At 41.7% G+C, this 15,141-nt stretch carries 17 protein-coding genes and 1 pseudogene; 5 read left to right on the forward strand and 13 right to left on the reverse strand.

From position 1 onward, the window contains the following. Positions 1 to 103: 103 nt before the first annotated feature. Both J2X75_RS11065 and J2X75_RS11070 read right to left on the reverse strand, forming a co-directional pair. Entirely contained in the window at positions 104 to 469 is a 366-nt protein-coding gene (locus J2X75_RS11065; RefSeq protein ID WP_310336378.1) for a cupin domain-containing protein, read from the reverse strand. Between the two features lie 86 nt (positions 470 to 555). Continuing rightward, positions 556 to 918, reverse strand: a complete 363-nt coding sequence (locus J2X75_RS11070; RefSeq protein ID WP_310336754.1) for a cupin domain-containing protein — start codon at positions 916 to 918, stop codon at positions 556 to 558. 162 nt (positions 919 to 1,080) lie between these two features. Here J2X75_RS11070 and J2X75_RS11075 point away from each other — a divergent pair, with 162 nt between their 5' ends. Continuing rightward, entirely contained in the window at positions 1,081 to 1,944 is an 864-nt protein-coding gene (locus J2X75_RS11075; RefSeq protein ID WP_310336381.1) for a LysR family transcriptional regulator, read from the forward strand. Here J2X75_RS11075 and J2X75_RS11080 read toward each other — a convergent pair. From J2X75_RS11080 to J2X75_RS30360, 7 genes and pseudogenes are all read right to left on the reverse strand, one after another. Beyond that, on the reverse strand, positions 1,830 to 2,213 hold the full coding sequence (locus J2X75_RS11080) for an FAD-dependent monooxygenase (protein WP_310336384.1): 384 nt from the start codon (positions 2,211 to 2,213) through the stop codon (positions 1,830 to 1,832). The two genes, J2X75_RS11075 and J2X75_RS11080, sit on opposite strands and share 115 nt — an antisense overlap. Positions 2,214 to 2,254: 41 nt before the next feature. After that, the gene (locus tag J2X75_RS11085; protein WP_310336386.1) at positions 2,255 to 3,607 is read right to left on the reverse strand and encodes a glucoamylase family protein; all 1,353 of its coding nucleotides are present in this window, start codon (positions 3,605 to 3,607) and stop codon (positions 2,255 to 2,257) included. A gap of 252 nt (positions 3,608 to 3,859) precedes the next feature. Then, entirely contained in the window at positions 3,860 to 4,345 is a 486-nt protein-coding gene (locus J2X75_RS11090) for a hypothetical protein (protein WP_310336388.1), read from the reverse strand. Between the two features lie 93 nt (positions 4,346 to 4,438). Then, positions 4,439 to 4,810, reverse strand: coding sequence for a hypothetical protein (locus tag J2X75_RS11095; protein ID WP_310336390.1), 372 nt, complete (start codon positions 4,808 to 4,810; stop codon positions 4,439 to 4,441). Between the two features lie 18 nt (positions 4,811 to 4,828). Further along, complete coding sequence (locus tag J2X75_RS11100; RefSeq protein WP_307535078.1) at positions 4,829 to 5,572, reverse strand: hypothetical protein; 744 nt, start codon at positions 5,570 to 5,572, stop codon at positions 4,829 to 4,831. Continuing rightward, positions 5,572 to 6,879 (reverse strand): SPFH domain-containing protein, encoded by a 1,308-nt coding sequence (locus J2X75_RS11105; protein ID WP_310336395.1) that lies wholly within the window; start codon positions 6,877 to 6,879, stop codon positions 5,572 to 5,574. Before J2X75_RS11105 ends, J2X75_RS11100 begins: the two co-directional genes overlap by 1 nt. Before the next feature lie 285 nt (positions 6,880 to 7,164). Next, a pseudogene (locus tag J2X75_RS30360) lies at positions 7,165 to 7,411 on the reverse strand (DUF6809 family protein). A 97-nt stretch (positions 7,412 to 7,508) separates the two neighbouring features. Here J2X75_RS30360 and J2X75_RS11110 point away from each other — a divergent pair. After that, the gene (locus tag J2X75_RS11110) at positions 7,509 to 8,489 is read left to right on the forward strand and encodes a serine hydrolase domain-containing protein (protein ID WP_310336397.1); all 981 of its coding nucleotides are present in this window, start codon (positions 7,509 to 7,511) and stop codon (positions 8,487 to 8,489) included. A gap of 86 nt (positions 8,490 to 8,575) precedes the next feature. On the opposite strand, the gene J2X75_RS11115 is transcribed toward J2X75_RS11110, so the two are convergent. Both J2X75_RS11115 and J2X75_RS11120 read right to left on the reverse strand, forming a co-directional pair. Next, positions 8,576 to 9,598: a serine hydrolase domain-containing protein gene (locus tag J2X75_RS11115; RefSeq protein ID WP_310336398.1), complete on the reverse strand. Its 1,023-nt coding sequence runs from the start codon at positions 9,596 to 9,598 to the stop codon at positions 8,576 to 8,578. A 143-nt stretch (positions 9,599 to 9,741) separates the two neighbouring features. After that, a complete protein-coding gene (locus J2X75_RS11120; protein WP_310336400.1) occupies positions 9,742 to 10,350 on the reverse strand; it encodes a TetR/AcrR family transcriptional regulator in 609 nt (202 codons plus the stop codon). Between the two features lie 169 nt (positions 10,351 to 10,519). Here J2X75_RS11120 and J2X75_RS11125 point away from each other — a divergent pair, with 169 nt between their 5' ends. Next, entirely contained in the window at positions 10,520 to 11,458 is a 939-nt protein-coding gene (locus tag J2X75_RS11125; RefSeq protein ID WP_310336402.1) for an alpha/beta fold hydrolase, read from the forward strand. Positions 11,459 to 11,602: 144 nt separating this feature from the next. On the opposite strand, the gene J2X75_RS11130 is transcribed toward J2X75_RS11125, so the two are convergent. Together J2X75_RS11130 and J2X75_RS11135 are read right to left on the reverse strand one after the other, a co-directional pair. Beyond that, the gene (locus tag J2X75_RS11130) at positions 11,603 to 12,331 is read right to left on the reverse strand and encodes a DUF1361 domain-containing protein (RefSeq protein ID WP_310336404.1); all 729 of its coding nucleotides are present in this window, start codon (positions 12,329 to 12,331) and stop codon (positions 11,603 to 11,605) included. 30 nt (positions 12,332 to 12,361) lie between these two features. Then, entirely contained in the window at positions 12,362 to 12,898 is a 537-nt protein-coding gene (locus J2X75_RS11135) for a hypothetical protein (protein WP_310336406.1), read from the reverse strand. 324 nt (positions 12,899 to 13,222) lie between these two features. Here J2X75_RS11135 and J2X75_RS11140 point away from each other — a divergent pair, with 324 nt between their 5' ends. Further along, the gene (locus J2X75_RS11140) at positions 13,223 to 13,864 is read left to right on the forward strand and encodes a spore coat protein (RefSeq protein ID WP_397383530.1); all 642 of its coding nucleotides are present in this window, start codon (positions 13,223 to 13,225) and stop codon (positions 13,862 to 13,864) included. A 240-nt stretch (positions 13,865 to 14,104) separates the two neighbouring features. Further along, positions 14,105 to 15,058, forward strand: coding sequence for a hypothetical protein (locus J2X75_RS11145; protein WP_310336409.1), 954 nt, complete (start codon positions 14,105 to 14,107; stop codon positions 15,056 to 15,058). Positions 15,059 to 15,141: the final 83 nt, after the last annotated feature.

A 15,141-nucleotide genomic window follows, 5' to 3' on the forward strand; every position in this document is an offset into this window, starting at 1 on the left:
AGTGAATAGGGATAAAATAAAAAAAAGCCGCTATCTAAGCGACTTTCAATGGAAAAATATTATTGTATCCTGCCAGTATGTTTGTGTTGTTTCATCAACTTCATTATATCCAAATATCATTGACTGCTGTTAATTCCGACTCGGTTTCCCCAGTATTTACTACTCCCCTGGGCTCTACCATCATGATATGACATTCCTGGTGTGCAAACGTTTTGTGTTCGACTCCTCTCGGTACAATGAACATCTCACCTTCGGAAATCTTTACTTGGCCATCGCGGAAATAGACAAACATCTCCCCTTTGATCACGATAAACACCTCATCGGTATCTTGATGATCGTGCCATACAAAATCCCCTTCGATTTTAACCAATTTAAACTGGTAGTCATTCATTTCACCAATAACTTTCGGAGACCAATGTTCATTGAACTTAGATAATTTCTCATTAAAATTAATAGGCTGGTAACTCATATTAAACACTCCTTTTTATTGAGGCTTTAAGGCTAGACTATTGATTCAAAATAAGCATAAATAATTCATGTAAAAGCGGCGGTTCATCAAATCCGTTGAGGGATTGAAACGGTTCGTTCATTCACTATATTTCCTGTATTTAGTGTAGTTTTTGGTTCGATTAATAATAAATGGACCTCATCTTCAGCAATTGGCTGATGTTCAATACCTTTAGGTATAATCACAAACTCTCCTTCGTTAACAGCTATTTCACCGTCTCTCAATCTGATGAGTAGTCTCCCTTTCCATACAAAGAACATTTCGTCCTCGTGATCATGGTGATGCCAAATGAATTCTCCCTTTATCTTCACCATTTTTACGTAAGAGTCATTCAGCTCTCCACTTATTCTGGGATTAAAATAATCATGGATTCGCATAAAATTATCTTGTATATTGATCTTTGAAATCATCATGAGATTCCCTCCTCATTATCCGATAACGAGATAATCAACCCATTCGCAATGGTGTTAATCCCTCTGATTCATTAAGTTTACATCCTATAATGCATCACGTAAAATTAAATAAAATTATATAGATCATCATAATATGTGATGCAAAAGGAGAGGGCTGTTTTGGATATTAGGTCTTTGGAAGTGTTTAAGGCAGTAGCCATTGAACAAAGCATCACCAAGGCTGCTGAGAAATTGAATTATGTACAGTCCAACGTTACTGCACGAATACAACGTCTTGAGCAAGAATTGGGCGTTCCTCTGTTATATCGATATCATAAGAAGGTATCCTTAACGCCTGCAGGACATGAGCTGTTGCCGCATGTAAACAAGTTGCTTTATGATTTCGAGGAAGCGATTGAGGCAGTTAAGCTTTCATCTGCCCCGCGGGGAACCTTGCGCATTGGAGCTATGGAGTCAACTGCTTCTACACGATTGCCATTGATCTTCACACAATATCACAAGAAATTTCCACAAGTAGAATTAAGCTTATATATGGCACCTACCGTAGATCAAGTAAGTACCATTCTCGAATATAAGGTAGACGGTGCATTTGTGGATGGACCAATTCTTCATCCGGAGATTGTTGAATACCCTGTCTTTGAAGAATCTCTAGTTTTGATTACGAGTTTCTCTCCCGAGGCCTTTCAATTAGAATCGATTTTACATGAACCACTGCTTTCGTCTTTCGCCCATTGCATCTATTTGGGACGTTGGCAGCGATGGCTAGAGGACAATGGTTATGCTTCTATGAAGGTCATGGAATATGGCACACTAGAGGGTGTCCTTAAATGTGTCGAGAACGGGCTAGGAGTCACTGTTTTACCCGTGTCTATGGTTGAATCACGCATAGCGCAGGGGAAAATTAGCTGTCATCCATTACCAGAATCGTATGGAAAAGTGCCCACGGTGTTTATAAGACGACGTGACTCGTACATGACAAGTGCTCTCTCACAATTTATGGAGCTAGTGGGCATCACTGATTGAGCCACTGCACGGCGCTCCTCATTGTACGTTTCGAGTAAGGCGGCGTCCGCTCCGTGTAGGATGGCCGCCAGCTTCCAGCCGAGGTTGTACAATACCTTTTCTTTTTCCGGATACACTGTCGGTGATCGGGGGATCACCCTGTCTTCACCACTACCTGTAACGTAAATTCCATAATCTAAACGATACGACTTCATTATCAATGGTAAACGCAAAAACGGAACGAAGCATGCTGATACCCTGCTTCGTTCCGCCCATCTTTTTATCTTCATCCCATTTCGTTAGTGAACTTGCTCTAATCTAAAGCAACCCTTTATTGAATGGAAAAAACTTCTTTTTTCAATAATTCTTCTGGCGTCTGCCCTATCACATCACTGTGAAAATAATCGCGTATAACGCCATCTTGAAGATAGTTGGTGATCGACACCATAATCATCCCTTGATCCAGTGCCAGATAAGCTTTTGCAAGTTCTCCCGTTTCAACATTGACTGAGTCATAGAACCCATACTTGCCAAACATTTTGAAGTTTTTTAAAGCTTTAATGTTCTTTCGAACAGCTTCAGGGGCATAATCCAGGGCAAGGAATGTTGCGTGTGCTGTTACCGTTGCTCCATCTTTGTAACCTGAGGTACCTAACGGCGTTGCTGCAAACTCACTGTAACCTGTCGGAGTTGCAGAAGGTGAAAAGCCCCATGCGGCATAGCCTTTTTCTTTGGCGTATTCGATCTGCAATTCGACATGACGCTGGTTGTTCAATCCCAAAGCTTGAGTACCCAACTCTTTTTCTTTTATGACCATACCGGGCATAAGAGCTTCAAACATGCTACCTCCCCAGCTTGGCACGAACTTTTTATCCTTGTATACATAACTTCCTTCAAACACATCCACTCCATCGTACTTAACGGATTTCCCTTGAGGAATCTGAGCTTGCCAATCCCATTCTTGAGGTAATGTGCGATACATCTTCCACCAATGATCTTGGGGAACGTCACCTTTCCCAATAGCAATATAGCTTCCTACACGGGGTTCTGTATAAAACATCCCATAATGGTGATCCGTCAACGCGCTTTTAGCGACATCGTAACCTCCGCGGAATTGACCGACTTCAGGATCATATAACGGAGTATAATTCATATTTTTAACCAACTTGCTTGTTTCCCCATGAAGTTCTTCATAGGCTTGCCCAACAACAATTAAACCAGCGGATAACCAGCCATTATCGACTTGAGAAATAAATTGTCCCCAATCTTTCTTCACTGATCCGTCATCTGTGTTATACCAGTTATAAAATAGGCCGTTCCACTTTTCTAACTTTTCTAGGGAATTGATAGTCGTTTGCAGGCGATGTACAGCTTCTTTCTTCGAAATGATACCCAATTGTTGCGCTGAAACGGTGCTCATCATATACATGGCGATGTTTGTGGGCGAGGTACGTTTAGCTTCTTCTGTCCCTTTTTCAGTGAGCCGAACTTCATCGTAAGTCAAGCCGGTGTTCTGATCCGTATAGTCCTCAAAATACGAATAGGTCTTATATGCAATCGCTTTCAATTCTGCTCGAAATCCAATTAAATTGCTTGAGTCACCTGCTGAGGCCATAGGAGTTAAAGCTAAATTAGCCAACAGACAAAAAGTTAAAATGAAGCTGAATGGTTTTACTTTTTTCATGATGTTCTCCCTTCAAATGAATTCGAAACGTTTCGTGTATATGTTATCATAAATTTCCCATTTCCGTAAACAAGAAAAGTAAAACGCTTACAAACACTTATTATAATAAAGAACATTTATAAATATAAATTCGAAACGTTTCATTATCGAGACCATATTAAGACAGAGTTTTAGATTCTAAATTGAGGAGATAAAAAGCCTAACTCCATAGGAATCAGGCTTAATCCTTTCTCGTATCCATTCTAAACCGTTCTAAGTTGCTACAACTGTTGTTCCACAATACTCGCAGTCCGTTGATTGCTTAGGAAGTACTTTTGCCTTCGCCCCACATCCGGGGCAACTCAATGAAACAGGCCTTTGTGGCTCTTCAACTTTTTGTTCGGCTTTCTCTTCAGCGTTTTCCTTATCCGAGAAATTGATCTCTGTATAGTTAATTGTATTATGACTACTGTAACTCACGGTGTTGCTATTGTAACTTGAATAAGTATGCGGATTCGCATTTTCGCGATCAAGATGACCTCCATAGTCTCCCCCATAAAACTTTCGTTCCGGGCCACGCTTTTTTTTAACACGTTTTTTCCTAAGCAATTTAATGCCAAAAAACAAAAATAAAAATTCAATGATAATAACTCCAATTATGCCAAATAGATCTCCACTTTTGTGATTGTCAGCATTGAAAAAAGCAATGGGTGTGCCAATTGCATACACCATAAAAATGAGTCCGAAAAACTTCCTCAATCTGATTCCTCCCCAAAAACAACACCCTATACCTGGCGGTATACACTACAGGTATCTGTAAAAGCTATTAAAGTGTATTTATGTTAGCTACAACTACGAAATTCTCATTGTCGTTCCACAATACTCACAATCCGCAGACAAAGTAGGATATACCTTTACCTTGGCTCCACACCCTGAACAATTCACGGCTACAGATTCTTGAGGTGCCTCGTCATATTTCTCATTATGCTGATCTTCGTAATATTGATTATCATTAGAATCGTAATGATGGTATTGATCAGTGTTAGAACGAGATTTAGGTCGACCACACATTTTAATTCCCGTAACAAGTACGATAACCCCAGGGATAAAAAGAATTATCGTACTGATAATGGCCGTTTCTGTTCCCTCGGATATTAATATTAAAGATAACAAGATCGTCAGAGACGAAAGGATAATGAATATAATTCCAAAAAATCTTTTCACCGCGTTTCCTCCTGCAATTTATGATTTGCTTGTCATGATCTGTTGATTGCGCTCTTTCAAACGGAACTTTAACTGGGATAGTTGCGAAGCAAAACGTTCACTATTTACCAATTCCCCTGCTTCGTACTGATTTGCAAGTTCACTGTTCATCAATTCAATGTCCAGCAGGATCTGGCGGTCATTTTTCTCAAGTGAATCCGGAGTGATTGGGTCACTATACTTTACAAGTTCAATTAATGATTGAACGGTTTTGCGCTCCTCTTCCACAGTTAGGACGGGTTGTTGCACCATGGTATGAAGCAATTGCTGTAAAGCTTTTTCGATTAATTGTAAGTTTGCGATTTTTGTATGTTCATCTGTTTCATGACGGCGCACACTCTGAATATAGATCATAATGATTCCGCACAAAATAATTGCGATCGCAATCGTTACAGTGTGTAACAATACGAACCAACGAAGCGCATGATCTGCTGAACCTGTCAACAACGTGTAGATCATCACACAAATTAGATAAATAACCAATACTACACCTAACGCTGTGTAACCTGGAACAAATCGTTTAAACCGATCCATATTTTGCATGATGAACCGTGCGTAGATCCAAATAGCCGTAATCGCTACATAAGAAGCAACGAGATTCATCCAAAAAGAAAACGATAGAAGCGCATGATTAAACAGCGTAAAAGAAACGATTGACGATACTATCATGCATATTAAATAAACGACATCCAAAATCAGGAGATTGCTCCGTTTTACCATCACTATGCCTGTCCTCCTTCTTGCAGATTGTTTCCGCAATCGAGACAGAACTTCTGGCCGGGTTTTACTTCATGTTGGCACCGACTACATTTCAAGCTTAAGCTTGTGCCACAGTTGCCACAGAATTTTGTATGACCGGAATTCATATGGTTACAATTTGGGCATGGGTTAGGCATCGGTTGATGACATTGAATACATTCCAATGCGTTCTCCGCATTATCCGCCCCACATGAAGGACATGCATGGTATTTGTCACCACAGTTAGGACAGAATTTGGTTCCCTTTGGCAAGGTATGTCCACAATTGTTGCAATCTGTTGTTGTTACCGATTTTTCGGCTAATGAATTGCCACATTTGCTGCAAAAAGAGCTGTTCTCCTGATTCGGATGATGACACTGCTTACATATACTTACTGCAGGCGTTTCCTTAGTAGACATCACTTTAGACATCTGAGACATCTCGCTACTGAAAGACCCCCCCAGACCAACTCCCATGCCCATACCAAGCCCTGCGCCCATGATGTCTGACTGCATGCTTCCTTCATTCTTCGCTGCACCTTCAAGCGTATCAAACGAACGTTCTTGCTGATATGTGTACCCAATAATATCCATCTCAGCTTTGCGCGCCAACGCTTCTCTTAATCGAATGACGGAAGGATCTTCTTCGGGCAGATTAACGTTGTGAATATAGAGGTTGATCAACTCAATACCAAATTCTTCAAAAGTAGAAGCTATTGTGTCTGCGAAATGCCTTGAAATCTCAGCGATATAGGCATTGATCTCCAAAACACTAACTTTTCTATGTATTAGATAGGATGACAACGTGGAGTTAATATTCATGATAATTAGCCCGCGGAAGTAATTAATCATATTAGCTTGGTTAAACTCAGGCAGTGTGCCCACAAGCTTGACCAAAAATTTTCGTGAATCCGAAATTTTAATTCCCATTTGTCCAAATGTTCTTACGGGAACTATAATATTATACTTGGGATCCTGGATCTGAATCGGATTCGCTGTTCCCCATTTAACATCTAATGCGCTAACTTGATTGACATACCAGACTTCTGCTGCAAAAGGTGACTTTCCTCCAAACGGAAGGTTAACGAGTCGGTTCAAGATCGGGATATTCGCAGTACTCAGCGTATGCCTTCCTGGTCCAAACATATCAAGTGCTCTTCCATCCTTAAAGAGAATTGCTTGTTGAGATTGATTCACAATTAACTGGGTCCATGTTCCCAATTCAGTCTCCGGATGTTTCCAAGCAAACACATCAGGTGAGCCATCGTACTTAATTACGTCAATAATCGCCATGTTCAATTCCTCAATTCAGTATTAGATTACTATAATTTACTAAAAAGTTCTTTTGCTAAAACACTGATTCTACACTATTTCCTATATTTTATTATCTTTCATCTACTTGTTCCATGTTTAGGCATTGATATTTTACCATTTCTAACCTTAATACGCACTAACATAGTTCATTTTTCATATGATATTTTTCCTATATTGACATGTTCATGATAGTAAAAACCTCTTCCATAATGTTAAATAGGAAGAGGTTAACTATATAACTACATGTTGTGAAAAACCAAAATATTAGCTTGAGTATCCACTCTCGATCTTAATCAACGTCCCAATTTTGAAACCACTTGCAAAAGCCTCTTTTGAATGTATAGAGTGAATTTGATCCATCATATCAAACAATATCTCCAACTGTTTAAAGTCCCTCCGAAAGCTTTCTCTGGAATTTTTCGATATAAGTTGTAATTTCCTTATTAATAGATCGATACTCCGAATCTTTAGGAACAATATTCTCTTCTGGTCTCAGGTTACGTAATATAATTCTTCTATTGTTGAGCCCTAGCTCGGGAGTATGCTAAGATAATGGACACCTATTTCTACAAAATTCTATTACAAATCAACCGTACAGAAAGGACACTATGAATCCTTCATCACTGTCATCCAAGTTACAACATATCATTCCGCAGCTGGATCTGCGAAGCTGCCTCGTAAGCGTACGCGGTGAGCTTATGTACGAACACTACCGCAACCGTGAGGCTGCGACCGATATTGCAAAAATCAATTCATGTACCAAGAGTGTGCTGTCCGCACTCATCTGTATAGCGATGGATAAAGGCTTGTTGCCAGAGGCATCAGCTCCAATTTCTACCTTTTTCCCACAGTTGACATCCGATCCTGACCCGCGTAAACCTGCGATTACACTGGAACAACTGCTCACCATGACAGCCGGATTCAACTGGGATGAGTTCGGCGGGCAAAATTCATTCCCTCGCATGACCCGTACCGATCATTGGGTGGATTTTGCGTTGGAACAACGGTTAAGTCATGTACCGGGTACACATATGGAGTACAATTCAGGAGTATCACAGATTCTATCCGCCATTCTGATGCAAAATGCAGGTATGAACGTCGCCGCGTTCGCAGAGCGTTATCTTTTTGACCCGCTTGAAATTAAGGACTATGAATGGGAAAGCGACCCCCAAGGTGTACACACCGGCGGATTCGGTCTTAAGATGTTACCCGTAGATCTGCTGAAATTTGGTCAGCTTTTTCTACAGCAAGGAATGTGGGAAGGGAAGTCTCTCATTTCCAATCATCTCGTTACCCGTTCTACGCAGCCATTCATTACAGTCAGCCCACCTAATTACGGCAGTTATGCTTGGCATTGGTGGGTCGATGTCTATCCGAATGAAAGGTCTGTTGCCGAAGATAGTGCTGCTGAAGACGACAAACCCAATCTCCATTATTATTACGCGCGAGGATTTGGGGGTCAGTATGTATATATTGTCCCAGAACTCGAACTTGTTACGGTGTTAACCAATGACAAACGAAAGAAAGAGAAACCTCCGCTGGATGTTTTCCCTCGATTAATCGCCCCTGAGCTATGGAAAATGTTATAAATGCAGGCAGTCCTTCTATCCTGTTCGACCAATGAACCCCCAACCTTATGTAGGCATAACCAGCCCATAGGTTGAGGGTTTATTCGTCATGCCAAAGCTTCTTCGATAGCAATTGTTATTGGATACGGACCGGACTCTTGATTCGAGAGCACAACCAGTTGTAGATCATAGTCCGGATACACGGAAGACATGAACGACACCCCTGGATCAAACCCCATGACATGAAATTTGAAAATGTCTTCCTCTTTGCGGTCAATCCAGATCCCCTGCCCATAATACTCTTCATCCTCTTGATGAGCATGTGGAGTTAATAACTGCCGTGTTGTCTCAGCATTCAACAATTGGTGACCCAGCAAAGCATCCCAAAATCGAACCATATCCGGCGCTGTAACATAGGCCCCACCATCTGATCCACCTTTGACAGGAATGGAGAACATATTGGTGTTCCAGGAGCCATCTTCATGATCGATATACCCTAAAGCGGTGTTACGTGGAAGCTGATCTGTTACGAAATAACCGGAGTCCTTCATGCCAATCCTTTTGAAAATGTATTCTTCCACATAATCTGTAAACGACAGTCCTGAATGCTGTTCCACGATAAGTCCCAGCACAATGAAACCCGCATTGTTGTAGTGAAAACGTTCACCCGGAGCAGACTTCATCGGCAGCTGCTGAAACATGGGCAGAAAGTCACTTAATCGCCGCATCGCGTAGACGGGTCTCTCTTTCCACAATTCTGAAAAGTCTTCCATCACTTCTTCATCGAAATAATCCGGAATACCTGACGTATGTGTTAACAATTGATGAATGGTAATTCCTTCATCCCACAGCGGAAATTCCACATTCAACACATCCGTAAGCTTGGAATCAGCAGATAACTTACCCGCTTCAATTAGCTGGCATATACTCACTGCCGTGAAGATCTTACATCCTGATGCAATGCCGAACCGTGTATCCACCTGATTGGCAAGCTCTTCACTGCGATTCGCATAACCACGTTTCATATTCAAAAGGGTTTTCCCGGCTTGCTGGAGTAATACAACACCCGAAAAATTCACGCGTTCCATGACTTCTTCTACTTTTGTTGTCAGCTCTACTGCATTCAACATTTTGTTGTTCACCTACTTGTCTATGTATTCATTACATTCTCATTCTTAATTCTTCGTCATATCCTGCATACCTGCCATATTTTCATAAAAAGAAGGATTACTCCCTTATAAAAGGAAATAACCCTTCTTCAGACAACGTAAGATTAAGTTTGACAAAGCATGCTCAAATGCTGTTCAATCACCTGTTCCACTCGTTTTACCGTAAGTCTATCTGGCTGCATTAGGATATGAATGGCGAGTCCATCCACAAGCGCATATAACTTCTCTATCTCCATCTCGGCATCCAGTTCAGGATGTGTCATCCCCTGCTTATGCAACTCCTGTATTACCCATTGAACCGATCGATACATCCCCTGATGCATCTGATCACTTATCTTTTTTAATTCGGGGTACACCAATAATTTGGCTGTAAACGAAAACCAGACCTCCATTTCCATCATTCTGTCTTCATCCAACGGGAGAAATTGCAAGAGCAGATTCTTCATATCCTGCAGTACAGATCCACTCATCTGTAACGCCTCCACCCTTTTCTGTACCCGTTCTGCAAAAAGGTTCATGCAAAAGGCGAACAATTCCGCCTGTGTGGCAAAATAATGACGCATGGAACCTACAGAAAGTCCCGCTTCCTTCGCTATATTCCGAACTGTAGCATGCTCCAGTCCGTGCACTTGAATGACCCGGATTGCTGCATCAGCAACGATTTTCCTTTGAGCTTCATGATCTACGATTTTTGGCATGACAACATTATACAACAAACCTCTCTTTTTGTAATACACTGTGCTATAATCTTTTTAATACATTGTACTAAAATATAAAAACAGCTGTAGGAGAGGAATTCATAAGATCATGCATACAACTACCCCAGCCTCAACACGCAAGAAATTCAGAGTTTTCACCTTCATAGTAAGGTTATTCTGCACAATGCTACTACTGATAGGTGCCGCTTTCCTCTATGAGTGGTTTGCTTCGTCGCAGGCCAAAAAGGACTTTCCACCTCCAGGTACACTCGTTCAAGTCGGCGGTTACCAACTACACATTCATAAACAAGGCAATGGCTCGCCGACCATACTTATGGAGGCTGGAAGTGGTGAGACGAGTTTGTCGTGGAGAGACATTCCTGCGGCACTCGCCCAACATGCAACGGTGGTCACGTATGATCGTGCAGGATATGCCTGGAGTGAATCTGCACCTACAGAACGTACAGGTGCGAATATCGTCAAAGATTTACATGCAGCTCTGGAGAAGGAGAATATCCGTGGTCCTTACGTTATGGTAGGCCATTCTCTTGGGGGTATGTATGCTAGACTCTTTGCACAGACCTATTCAAATGAGGTTCAGAGCCTTGTCCTCATTGATGCGAGACCTGAGGATGATGAACGGAACACAAAGACTTTGTTGGAAAAAGCTCAGTTTCAGGGAAACCCGCCTGCCTCCTTGTTATCTTTACTGAAGGTATCTGGAGCTTTCAGATTATTTCCAGACTTTATGCTTGATGGTCTGGTTGCCAAGCAAGATCGGGATACCTTTGTTAATGTGATTGCTACCCCTTCCTATTTTCACGCCAAAGAAGAAGAAGCCCTCCTCGCCCATTCAACAGAAGATGCCATTCGTGGCCAAAGTCTTGGATCAATCCCTGTAAGTATCATTGCACGCGGACGTCCTCAAAACTATGCTAGTGCAGGGATTCCAGTTGAAATTGGGCAGAGGCTCGAATCCATATGGCAATCGGGACAGCGTAACATGTTGAATATATCGAAGGATAGTCAGCTCATTGTGGCCACCCGCAGTGGACATATGATTATTCACGATGAACCTGAACTGGTTGTGAAAACAATCCTAGCGTTAATCTCTGGTAAGTAAAAGTAAGATGTTTTTTCTCAATAGATCCAGGTCTCGTTATAACGAAAGGGCTGTTCCAATAGCCATGTGTATGACTTGGAACAGCCCTTTAAGCAATATATTAAGATTAGTTCTATTTGGTTGCATGCCTCAAGGCAACAAAATTTAGCGCAACGCTTGTAGGTCAACCTCAGGACTTCCTGCACTTTTCTGCGTTTCACGGGAAGACCTCGTATTAACCAGGTAATACAGTGTGGCGTAGATTGTAATGATAAACGTGCCAAAGAATAGGCAAAACGCAAGAGACGGACGGCTTACACTTTCGCGCATCAGTTCAATCAGCGTCTCGCGATTCGTCAGTGCATCCCAGCTATTCAGTCGATATACACGTCCAAGCAATACCCCATAACTTCCCAAAGCACAGCCAGCCAGTACAAAGATCCAGGATGCCCAGCGTCCAATTCGGTGATAGATCACTTCCTGAAGCTGATACATCGACAGGAATCCAAGCAGGAGTCCAGTCCAGACAAACATTAATACAACACTCAAGTCGTACCAGTAGGTGTAGTCCACTCCATTTCCACCATAATACCGAGAACTTCTTGCTGTCAGATGAACCAAATCCGTAACAATGTAAGAAGAGTTCGGGAAAAATAACAACCACAGCAGCCCACTTGCGACTGCAAGCCATGCGGACCCTTTCCATTTCACATCAGATAGCAGATAGGATGCATAAGAGAACACAAAAGGAATCCAGCCCAAGAACAGATTCCAGATCAGGAAGCGGAAATAACGCTGATCCAGCCAATCTGCGGCTACATAGTACAATCCAAGCGTTACTATTGTGACCGCACTAAGGAAAATAAATATGCGAATATAATTCAGTTTTCTCAATGATTCTGACCTCACTTGATAAAATTCAAATTAATTTCGAAAATAGCGGATGATTTCTTCCTTGTTCTTTTCAACACGTAAATTCAATCCACGTTTATCCTTTAATCCATACTGCTGTAGTTCATGGCCTGGATCAAGCACCAACGGTTTAGTCGCCACATCAACCAGCAAGTCCATCGTCAATTGATAGGTTTCCCGTAACTTGTCCATCGGCAGAGAAGATTCATACCGTTTAATGAGCTCAATCAGACGTTCAGCATACACGAGACGAACCATACTGTCTGCACTCTTCAATTGTCTTGAGGCAAATTCTGTAATTGCCTTAATTATATTGGGTTCTGTCCGATGTTTGGCAATCAACGCAAGTTCATCCACCGCATCCCAATTCATGATAGACAGCTCGGAACTTAATTGTTGAATTCGCTCCCCTATCCATTGTTCCTCTAACTCTTGGGGTACGTCCCATCGCTTATATTCTGCATACACACCTTCTCGATACATTTGTATAGCGCTCCCGTAATGTTTGACGAACAAATCCTTTGCTACACCCCAATCGGTCTCTTCCATCTTTAACCACCACCATGCCTATTCCTATTTGTGCGTATACTCCTAACACATTACATAAGTTTACTACTTTCCAAGCATACTATAGAAGTTGAACTATACATTTGCACGAGAACGCAGAGGACAGAAAGAACCTGAAGAAGCGAAGCGTTCGCATTTATCACCGGATTTTCACCTTTGTAAAATTGAATTAAAAATCTGGGGATAACAGCGATCGGAAGGTTGTTCTGTCATCGGAGTGGCAAGTGTAAATATTCTTTCGTTCAACTTATATAGAATCATACCATTTACCAAAGGAGAATCAAATTTACAATGAATCCAAATTCCATGAACCCTCAGAATATAGTACAACCCACATTGAATGCTAATCCAAATGTCACCCCTAACATGAATCATGGCGGCCATGAGATGTTCGATGTGCATGAGATTCTGTCCTCCACCATTAACGTGCTGGATCAATACATGATCTTTCGTACTTTTGTGCAGAGCCAGGAACTGATTGGCATTCTAGACCGACAGTACAACTTCATATTATCCCAGTACAATCTGACAGCAGAGTGTTTTGCATCTGGACAGAAGCCTCATCAAGAGACAGCTACCTATATGATCCCCAACATGGTACCACCGGTATATGGCCTTAAGCCATCAGCACCGAAAAAACCAAACCAGAGCTTGGCCGATGTAAAGGATGCCGGGATTAGCGGTCATATGCTGGGACTGATCAAGTCACATGCGAGTCTGCTCGGCATGTCCTGTAGCGAGATCACAAATGGAACGGTTCGCCGAGTCATCGCTTCTCAGATCCAGCATTTTATCGAGATGGCCTATGAAATTTTCATGTTCCAGAATAAAAACGCCTATTACCAAGTACCTCAACTCACCCCAAGTGATACACAACAGATGCTTCAGGCATACATTCCAGCAACCGGAGCACCTCAGATGCCTAATAGTAATAAACCACTTCATTAATTAGAAAATAAAGTACGAATACCTAGAACAGTCTCTTTAACCCTTTCGGGTTTTAGGGGCTGTTCTTTCATTATTTGTAATCATTTTCCTACTGTAGACACTTGATTCGCTTACCAGAAACTGGTTTAATCAAAGACAGAACTTACATATTCAACATACGGATCATACATATAAAATACGGTAACATGCGGTTATAAGAAAATTCAAATAGCTTTTTCTTCATTATCGGGAGGTATACAAATGAGATGGAAGCAACCTGCTAAACTTGGTTTACTGGCTATGGCTCTCGGCTGTACTGCCATTGGCGCAATAATCACACCTTCAACAACACTGGCTGCACCTGTTCCCGCTTCCAAAACGGTGTATCATCAATTCCAAACCTATCGAACAGAAGCAGTGAAGTCCACAGAAAGTCTGGTTAAAGCGCGTAAATACCTGATGAATCATATCGATAAAGTCAGCCCTTGGCAGGCCACATTAATGACGCTGCAACTGGAGAACATGCAGAACGTGAAATTGGCTGATATGGATTACCAAATGTATACGGAACAATTTCAACAGGCCATATCTCAAGCCCATGAACAACTTGGTTACGAACAGAAGCTTACATATAGTCGTCTGCTCAAAGAAATTAAAGATCCGACAGCGAAGAAACTTCTGCAGGAAGCTTCTGATCTCGGGTTCAAACTGGAAACCAGTGAAGGTTTGTATTACCCCATCATCAATTATGAGATATACAAAAAGTTCAAACCTTTTGTTAAGGCTGATATTGCTGCGTACATTGATATTATGGCTACCGAGTCCAACCAAATGACGACTTCAGATGGTGGCATTATCATCTCTTGGAACGAATTAATCCAGCGTGCATTGGAGAAAGAAGCCTTTTTGAACAACTTCCCGAATTCCAATCGCACATCAGCAGTGAAGCAAGGGTTATTTGTGGATTATCTGTTTTACGGAAGTGACAACACGCCTGCTTATGATTGGTACACGGACGAAGAAATCCGCACCATGGACCCTGAGGTGAAACAAGCTTACGAGAAAGCTTTGGCTAAGCGTGAGCCCAATACGGAGAGTGTTATTCTGGACACTATGGAAAAGATTTTACTGGTTCTCAATCAGAACAGTGATGAGCTTACACCTGAAGTCAGAGCAATCATTGAACCTGTTCAACAACAATATGCCCGGGAATAATTGGATGCTGAATCGCAAAATGTGAATGCCAAAAAAGCGGCAGTCCTCGAGAAAGAGGTTGCCTCTTTTAAGTTTACATATCA

This window comes from Paenibacillus sp. 2003 (assembly GCF_031455635.1).
Taxonomy (GTDB): domain Bacteria; phylum Bacillota; class Bacilli; order Paenibacillales; family Paenibacillaceae; genus Paenibacillus; species Paenibacillus amylolyticus_B.

Excerpts from the sequence above, each read along its gene's own strand:
- J2X75_RS11065 (WP_310336378.1), bottom strand. The coding sequence starts at position 469 with ATGAGTTACCAGCCTATTAATTTTAATGAGAAATTATCTAAGTTCAAT.
- J2X75_RS11070 (WP_310336754.1), bottom strand. The coding sequence starts at position 918 with ATGATTTCAAAGATCAATATACAAGATAATTTTATGCGAATCCATGAT.
- J2X75_RS11080 (WP_310336384.1), bottom strand. The coding sequence starts at position 2,213 with ATGAAGATAAAAAGATGGGCGGAACGAAGCAGGGTATCAGCATGCTTC.
- J2X75_RS11085 (WP_310336386.1), bottom strand. The coding sequence starts at position 3,607 with ATGAAAAAAGTAAAACCATTCAGCTTCATTTTAACTTTTTGTCTGTTG.
- J2X75_RS11105 (WP_310336395.1), bottom strand. The coding sequence starts at position 6,879 with ATGGCGATTATTGACGTAATTAAGTACGATGGCTCACCTGATGTGTTT.
- J2X75_RS11110 (WP_310336397.1), top strand. The coding sequence starts at position 7,509 with ATGAATCCTTCATCACTGTCATCCAAGTTACAACATATCATTCCGCAG.
- J2X75_RS11115 (WP_310336398.1), bottom strand. The coding sequence starts at position 9,598 with ATGTTGAATGCAGTAGAGCTGACAACAAAAGTAGAAGAAGTCATGGAA.
- J2X75_RS11125 (WP_310336402.1), top strand. The coding sequence starts at position 10,520 with ATGCTACTACTGATAGGTGCCGCTTTCCTCTATGAGTGGTTTGCTTCG.
- J2X75_RS11135 (WP_310336406.1), bottom strand. The coding sequence starts at position 12,898 with ATGGAAGAGACCGATTGGGGTGTAGCAAAGGATTTGTTCGTCAAACAT.
- J2X75_RS11140 (WP_397383530.1), top strand. The coding sequence starts at position 13,223 with ATGAACCCTCAGAATATAGTACAACCCACATTGAATGCTAATCCAAAT.
- J2X75_RS11145 (WP_310336409.1), top strand. The coding sequence starts at position 14,105 with ATGAGATGGAAGCAACCTGCTAAACTTGGTTTACTGGCTATGGCTCTC.